Raw genomic sequence first — 6,488 nt, forward strand, 5'->3', positions numbered from 1 at the left:
CCCCTGCCTGTGGCAGGGGGGCGCCGCCCTCGTATCAGTGGAAGAAGTGGCGCGTGCCCGTGAAGTACATGGTCACGCCCGCCTTCTTCGCGGCCTCGACGACCTGCTCGTCCCGCACCGATCCACCCGGCTGCACGACGGCCTTGACGCCCGCCGCCGTGAGGATCTCCAGGCCGTCCGGGAACGGGAAGAACGCGTCCGACGCGGCGTACGAGCCGCGCGCCCGCTCCTCGCCGGCGCGCTCGACCGCGAGCTTCGCGGAGTCGACGCGGTTGACCTGGCCCATGCCGACGCCGACCGAGGCGCCGTCCTTGGCGAGCAGGATCGCGTTGGACTTGACCGCGCGGCAGGCCTTCCAGGCGAAGGAGAGCTCGGCCAGCTCCTCGGCGGACAGGGCGTCGCCGGTCGCCAGGGTCCAGTTCGCCGGGTCGTCGCCCTCGGCCTGGAAGAGGTCGAGGTGCTGGACGACCGCGCCGCCGGAGATGGGCTTGATGTCGTCGATCATCGCGGCCGGGTAGCCGTCGACCTTCAGGACGCGGATGTTCTTCTTGCGGGCCAGGATCTCGACCGCGCCGTCCTCGAAGTCCGGGGCGGCGATGACCTCGGTGAAGATCTCCGCCACCTGCTCGGCCATGGCGACGGACACCGGACGGTTGACGGCGATGACGCCGCCGAACGCGGAGAGCGGGTCGCAGGCGTGCGCCTTGCGGTGCGCCTCGGCGACGTCCTCGCCGAGCGCGATGCCGCACGGGTTGGCGTGCTTGATGATCGCGACGCAGGGCTCGTCGTGGTCGAAGGCGGCGCGCCGGGCCGCCTCGGTGTCCACGTAGTTGTTGAAGGACATCTCCTTGCCGTGCAGCTGCTCGGCGTTGGCGAGTCCGCCGCGCAGACCGTCGGTGTAGAGCGCGGCGCTCTGGTGCGGGTTCTCGCCGTAGCGCAGGGACGACTTGCGCTCCCAGGTCTTGCCGAGGAACTCCGGCAGCTCCGCCTCCTCGTCGGCCGCGTAGCTGTCGGTGAACCAGGACGCGACGGCCACGTCGTACGCGGCGGTGTGCTGGAAGGCCTCGGCCGCCAGGCGCTTGCGCGTGGTCAGGTCGAAGCCACCGCTCTGGGCGGCCGCGAGGACGTCGGCGTACCGCGCCGGGCTGGTGACCACGGCCACGGAGGGGTGGTTCTTGGCGGCGGCGCGGACCATCGACGGGCCGCCGATGTCGATCTGCTCGACGCACTCGTCGGGAGTGGCGCCGGAGGCGACGGTCTCCTTGAACGGGTACAGGTTGACGATCACCAGGTCGAAGGGCTCGACACCCAGCTCGGCGAGCTGGTTGCGGTGGTCCTCCAGGCGCAGGTCGGCGAGGATTCCGGCGTGCACGCGCGGGTGGAGCGTCTTGACGCGGCCGTCCAGGCACTCGGGGAAGCCGGTGAGCTCCTCGACCTTGGTGACCGGGACGCCGGCCGCGGCGATCTTCGAGGCGGTGGAGCCGGTGGAGACGAGGGAGACACCCGCCTCGTGCAGGCCGCGGGCCAGCTCCTCAAGGCCGGTCTTGTCGTAGACGCTGACGAGTGCGCGGCGGATGGGGCGCTTCGTACCTTCGGCGGTCACGGGATTGTTACCTTTCGTCCCTCAATGCGGTAGCCGTGCCGGGCCAGACGCCCCACGACCTCGACGAGCAGCGAACGCTCGACTTCCTTGATGCGCTCATGGAGAGCGTCTTCATCGTCCTCGTCCCGGACCTCGACCACGCCCTGGGCGATGATCGGGCCGGTGTCGACGCCGTCGTCGACGAAGTGGACGGTGCATCCGGTGACCTTCGCGCCGTACGCGAGTGCGTCCCGCACTCCATGGGCACCGGGAAAGCTGGGCAGCAGCGCCGGGTGGGTGTTGACGACCCGACCGCCGAAGCGGGCGAGGAACTCCTTGCCGACGATCTTCATGAAGCCCGCCGAGACGACGAGGTCGGGCTCGTACGCCGCGGTGGCCTCGGTCAGGGCGCGGTCCCACTCCTCGCGGGTCGCGTGGTCCTTCACCTTGCACACGAAGGTGGGCAGTCCGGCGCGCTCGGCGCGCTCCAGACCGGCGATGTGGTCGCGGTCCGCGCCCACGGCGACGATCTCCGCCCCGTACCCCTCAGGGTCGGCGGCGATGGCGTCGAGCAGGGCCTGGAGGTTGGTGCCGGACCCGGAGACCAGGACGACGAGGCGGGCGGCGGCCACTCGGTCACTCTTTCCGTGGTGTTTGTACGGTCGCACAAAGGAATCGTGCCTCCGGATACGGGGAACCCTACGAAGGGCCCGACCGTCAGCAACGATACCGGCACACCGGACGGCCCCCACGGGACGGGGGCGTGGCCGGGGGGTAGCGTCAGGGTTCGACGACAGTAGAGACACCAGTTGACACGGCAGTTGAAACAGCAGTTGAGACAGCAGTTGCGACGACAGAGGGAAGACGTTCAGCAGATGCCGGAACGCCAGTCCACGGACGACAACAATCCGTTCGCGCCGCCGCCCGAGGGGCAGCCGGACCAGCCGTGGCAGCCGCGGCGGCCGGAGGGCTCGGACGACGACGCGTCGTCCGGCGACTCCGGTGGCTCGGGCGGCTCCGGAGGCCGCTGGAGCAGCCGCCAGCCGGGCCGCTCCTCCGACGGCTTCGGCCGCCGCCCCGAACGCCAGGGGGGCCCGGACCAGGGCCAGGGGCCGAACCCGAAGTGGGACCCGACGGACCCCGCGCAGCGGCGGGCACGGTACGCGCTGCTCGCGGGCATGTGGGCGTTCTTCTTCGCCATCTTCGAGATCCAGGAGCTGGCGCTGCTCCTGGGCGCGCTCGCCCTGTACTGGGCGATCAGCGCGCTGCGGGCCAAGCCCAAGGCGCCGCCCTCGGATCCCTCCGTGCCGCCGGCGCCCGCCGGCCCGGCCACCGGCCTCCCGGCGCGCGCACAGCGCACGGCGGCCGTCAGCGGCCTGGTCGCGGCGGTGCTCTCCCTGCTGATCGTCGCGGGGAGTTTCACGATCCAGCTCGTGTACCGCGACTTCTACACCTGCGCCGACGACGCTCTGACCAAGTCCGGCCAGCTGGCCTGCAACGACCTGCTGCCGGAACCGCTGCGGGACGTCTTCGGGGTGCAGGAGTAGACGCGCCCTAGTCCTCGGCGGGCGCCGGGGGCTGCGACTCCGGCGCCGGAGGTGTCTCCGGCGCCGTTGGCGTCTCCGGCCCCGTCCGAGGTGGGGCTGGGGGCGGCGGGGTCTGTTCCCAGGCCGCCGGGAGGTAGTCGTACGGCTCGAACCCGCCCTCGCCGTCCTCCTCCTCGGCGAGCGGCTCGGGCACGGGCGTCGGCGCGGGCTTGGACGCGGGCACCGGGGCGGCGACGGACGCGAGCGGTACGGCCTCCGGCACCAGGGCGACGCGCTCCGGTTTCGGGCCGCGCCGCGCCCAGGCCCGTACGCCCAGGGCCGTCGGCACCCCCAGCGCGGCGCACCACAGCACCGCCGCCGCCCCTGTCTGCCACCACACCGGGCCGAACGCCGACAGCCGGCCCGACCCGAGCGGGCCGCCCGCGGCCGCCGCGAGGAGCGTCACCGCCGCGCCGCACGCCCAGGCCGTGAGCAGGACCGTCAGCGCCGTCTCCCGGCCCGTCCAGGTACGCGCCGAACGCCCCACGGCCCCGCCGAGGAGCAGTACCGCGACGAGCGGGACGACGACGGCGGCCCAATGCGGCCAGGTGCCGGGGCCGTGGGCGGGCAGCGCGGCGAGCAGCGGGAAGGGCGGAACCGCGGCGGTTCCCGCCAGTCCGAGCGGTGTCGCCGAGGCGCCCGCGCCGAGCGCGAACCCGGGCCCGAGACCGTACGACGCACCCCACACGGCCGCGTTCGGCAGCAGCGCGACGGCCAGCAGCAGGACGGAGACCTGCCCCGTCCACTCCCCGGCGAGCCCGGCGAAGGACTGCTGCGCCGCGCTCGCGTGCCAGACCAGCGAGACCCCGAACAGCGCGGCGCCTCCCCCGAAGAGAGCAACGAGCGCGGTCCCGGCCGAGCGCAGCGCCACAGCCGCGTGCTCCTGTTCCGGCAGGGGCCGCCCGTTCGCCGTCCAGACGCCCAGCCCGGCCGCGGCGGCGACCGTCGCGGGCAGCCAGAAGGCGGCGGTCAGCGGGTCCGCCGGGAGCGGACCGTTCGCCGCGTAGACCACGACACCTGCCGCGACCAGCAGATATCCACCGCACACCGCGGTCACCGCACCGCCGGCTGAGGGCCTGGGCCCGGCCTCGGCCGACTCCAGGGTGTCCCGTGCGGCCCGGTGCGCGAGCCAGCCCGGCAGGGCCATGAGCAGCAGCGGGGCGACGCCCAGGGGCGCGGGCACCCCGGTGAGGGTCTCCGTGCGGACGAGGTCCACTCCGTGGGCGAGCAGCCACAGCCCGGCGGTCGTGTGCAGGGCACCGCCGGGTCCGCTGTCGGGGTACGGGGAGATGATCCACGCCGCCATGACCAGTACCGCCAGCGCGCCGAGCCCGAGTCCGGCCGCGACCCCGCCGCGTACGACAGCGGTCGCCAGCGCGGCGGACCGGCCGCCCCGGGCCCGCGGATCGGCCGTCGACAGGGGGGTGTGCTCGGTCAGCTGGGTCACACGGCCCATGCTCCCAACGACACGCGCTTTTTACGCGTAACAGGCAAACCGCCGTTGTGTCGCTCAAGATACGTTTATGTACTTTTCCGCCCGGAGTAGCTCTGCGGGAGGTAGTCGCCGATGAGTCCGACGAGTCGGGGAACAGCCGATTCCGTCTCGCTGCCGTCTCCGAAGGAGCGGCGCCGATTGCGCGAGGCCCTGGGCCTGAGCGAGGAACACGTGGCCGACGCGGTCGGCGTCACACGGGCCACCGTCCGCTCCTGGGAGACCGGCCGCTCGGAGCCACGCGGCCGAAAGCGAGAGGCGTACGCAAAGCTCCTGACCGCCCCCGAGGCCGCCCTCACGCCCCCGAGCACCCCACCCGCGCCCCCCACACCGGACCACGCGGCGCCCGGAACCGCCCCCAACGTCGACACCGACTCGAAGCCCGAGCCCGTGTCGACGTCCGGGCCGGGAACGGGCTCCGAGGCCGGCGCCCAGGCCGAGGCCGCATCGGGACCGCGGACGAGACCCGGATCGGCGCCCGCCTCCGAGGCCGACGCCCCGCCGAGGCCCGCTTCCGGGCCGGGTATCGAGACCGCCCCCCGGCCTGAGGTCGCGTCCGTGCCGGGTACGGGCTCCGTGGCGGCCGGCGCCCCGCCGAGGCCCGCTTCCGGGCCGGGTATCGAGACCGCCCCCCGGCCTGAGGTCGCGGGGGCCCAGGCGACGCCCGAGTCCAGGGACACGGCTCGTCCGGGCGCGGCCGGTGTCGGCGGCCGGACCGGTTCCCGGGGCACGCCCGGACGGGCGCCGGAGGCTCCCATGCCCGCCAAGCCCGGCAGGCCCGCCGCGGCGCCCGCCGCACCGCCGGCGAGCACCCGCCCGAAGGCCGCGGCCAAGCGCGCCGCCAAGCCTCCCAAGACCCCGGCGCCCGCCGGACTCGGCCTCGGCTTCGGACGGAGGCCCGCGCGGCCCGTCCGGTCCGGCGCCCCCGCCACCCCATACCCCCAGGAGCGGCAGAAACCGGTGGAGACCCTCCTCGCACCCGCGCCACCCTCGCCCCCCGCCCCGCCCCCGGCGGAGCCCACCCTCACCCCCGAGGAAGCCTTCGACGCGCTCTACGCGCACGCGGCCCCCGGTCTCGTCCACCAGGCGTACCTGCTGACCGGTCGTCGTCCGCTCTCCCGTGAGTCCGTCGAGCGCGCCTTCCACCAGGCCTGGGAGAACTGGCCCGAGGTCGCGATGGACCGCGACCCCGTCGGCTGGGTGCGGGCCGCCGCGTACGACTACGCGCTCTCTCCCTGGCACCGGCTGCGCCGCGCCCACAAGCACCCCGACGAACCGCCCACCGAGGCCGGGCGACGGGCCCTGCTCGCGGCGCTGCTCGAACTGCCGCCGCCTTACCGCCGTACCGTCCTGCTCTACGACGGTCTCGGCCTCGACCTGCCCGAGACCGCGGCCGAGACCGAGGCGAGCACCCCCGCCGCCGCCAACCGGCTGCTGCACGCCCGTACCGTCATCGGGCAGCGCGTGCCCGAACTCGCCGACCCGGACGCCCTGCACGAGCGGCTGGGCATCCTGGCCACCGAGGCGCCGACGACGACGACGCTCGCCGAGGCCGAGTCCGTACGGTCGGGCAGCGAACGCCGCTCCCGGCTGTGGACACGGGCGGTGGTCGGCGCGACGGCGGCGCTCATCGGCGTGACGGCCTTCACCGCCGCGACCGCGCCGACGCAGTACCTGCCGGTGAACCACCCGGGCGAGACCGTCAACGGCGTCCCGGTCCGCGGCGGCTCGCAGAAGCTCACCTCGGAGGACAAGCAGTTGCGCGACAAGCTGCGCTCACAGCCGCACCACGGTCCGGAGCGACTGATCCCCAAGCCCGAGTAGCAGC

General features: G+C 74.1%; 5 protein-coding genes. 2 read left to right on the forward strand and 3 right to left on the reverse strand.

All coding sequences use genetic code 11. From position 1 onward, the window contains the following. Positions 1-34: 34 nt before the first annotated feature. Positions 35-1,603 carry a bifunctional phosphoribosylaminoimidazolecarboxamide formyltransferase/IMP cyclohydrolase gene (gene purH, locus ACFVZW_RS36390; RefSeq protein WP_384530784.1) on the reverse strand — a complete coding sequence of 523 codons (1,569 nt, stop codon included), beginning with the start codon at positions 1,601-1,603 and terminating at the stop codon, positions 35-37. Continuing rightward, on the reverse strand, positions 1,600-2,214 hold the full coding sequence (gene purN, locus ACFVZW_RS36395) for a phosphoribosylglycinamide formyltransferase (protein ID WP_329116972.1): 615 nt from the start codon (positions 2,212-2,214) through the stop codon (positions 1,600-1,602). Before purN ends, purH begins: the two co-directional genes overlap by 4 nt. A gap of 243 nt (positions 2,215-2,457) precedes the next feature. On the opposite strand from purN, the gene ACFVZW_RS36400 reads away from it, so the two are divergent. Then, on the forward strand, positions 2,458-3,129 hold the full coding sequence (locus tag ACFVZW_RS36400) for a hypothetical protein (RefSeq protein WP_384530786.1): 672 nt from the start codon (positions 2,458-2,460) through the stop codon (positions 3,127-3,129). Between the two features lie 7 nt (positions 3,130-3,136). On the opposite strand, the gene ACFVZW_RS36405 is transcribed toward ACFVZW_RS36400, so the two are convergent. Continuing rightward, positions 3,137-4,615, reverse strand: a complete 1,479-nt coding sequence (locus ACFVZW_RS36405; RefSeq protein WP_384530788.1) for a DUF6350 family protein — start codon at positions 4,613-4,615, stop codon at positions 3,137-3,139. 120 nt (positions 4,616-4,735) lie between these two features. On the opposite strand from ACFVZW_RS36405, the gene ACFVZW_RS36410 reads away from it, so the two are divergent. Beyond that, on the forward strand, positions 4,736-6,484 hold the full coding sequence (locus tag ACFVZW_RS36410) for a sigma factor-like helix-turn-helix DNA-binding protein (RefSeq protein WP_384530790.1): 1,749 nt from the start codon (positions 4,736-4,738) through the stop codon (positions 6,482-6,484). The last annotated feature ends 4 nt before the right edge of the window (positions 6,485-6,488 follow it).

The sequence above is a fragment of the Streptomyces sp. NPDC059567 genome (genome assembly GCF_042735655.1).
Classification (GTDB): domain Bacteria; phylum Actinomycetota; class Actinomycetes; order Streptomycetales; family Streptomycetaceae; genus Streptomyces.